A 779-nucleotide genomic window follows, 5' to 3' on the forward strand; every position below is an offset into this window, starting at 1 on the left:
GCGCTGGCCGCGGCGGCGGGCGCGTGGTGCGTGCGCGTGCACGAGGTGGCAGGCTCGGCCGACGCGGTCAGGGTGGCGGCCGCCTGGCGGGGCGCGGGCGGTGGCCCTGCCGGGGGGCCCGGGAGCGCGGACCCGCGCGGCACGACCCCGCCCGAGGCGGACGACGAGCTACCGGTCGACGAGGACGCGAGCATGAGGAGCAGCACGTGACGACGCACGAGGAGAACGGCGCGGCGTACGACGCGAGCGGGCGGCGGCTCGACCAGATCCGCCTGACGGGGATCACGGCGACCGGGTACCACGGCGTGTTCGACCACGAGCGGCGCGAGGGGCAGACGTTCGTCGCGGACGTCGTCGTGCACCTCGACACGCGTCGGGCGGCCGCGGGCGACGACCTGGCGCACACGCTGGACTACGGCGGGCTCGCGCAGCAGGTCGCGGCGGTGCTCGCGGGCGAGCCGGTCGACCTCATCGAGACGGTCGCCGAGCGCATCGCCGCGACCGTGCTGGCCGCGGGCGCGGTGGCTGCCGTCGACGTGGCCGTGCACAAGCCGCAGGCGCCGATCCCGGTCCCGTTCGGGGACGTCGTCGTCGCGATCCGGCGCGACCGCACGAAGCTGCCGGCCGCCGAGCCGTACACCGGTCCGCTGCGCGAGGCCGCGCTGCCGCGCACGGGTGCCGCCGCGCTCGTCGCCCCGCTGCCGCGTGACATGGACGGGCCCTCCGCGCCGGACGACGAGCCGCGTGCCGCGGACGCGGGCGGCGCCGACGCGCGGACG

At 78.6% G+C, this 779-nt stretch carries 1 protein-coding gene and 1 pseudogene; both read left to right on the plus strand.

Translation table 11 applies throughout. The features are described 5' to 3' along the window. A pseudogene (locus CTKZ_RS22210) lies at positions 1–210 on the plus strand (dihydropteroate synthase); the annotation flags it as partial. Then, the coding region (folB, locus tag CTKZ_RS16150; RefSeq protein ID WP_235843518.1) for a dihydroneopterin aldolase at positions 207–779 on the plus strand (573 nt) is incomplete at its 3' end. The pseudogene CTKZ_RS22210 and the gene folB, both read left to right, overlap by 4 nt.

The sequence above is a fragment of the Cellulomonas algicola genome (assembly GCF_003851725.1).
Classification (GTDB): domain Bacteria; phylum Actinomycetota; class Actinomycetes; order Actinomycetales; family Cellulomonadaceae; genus Cellulomonas; species Cellulomonas algicola.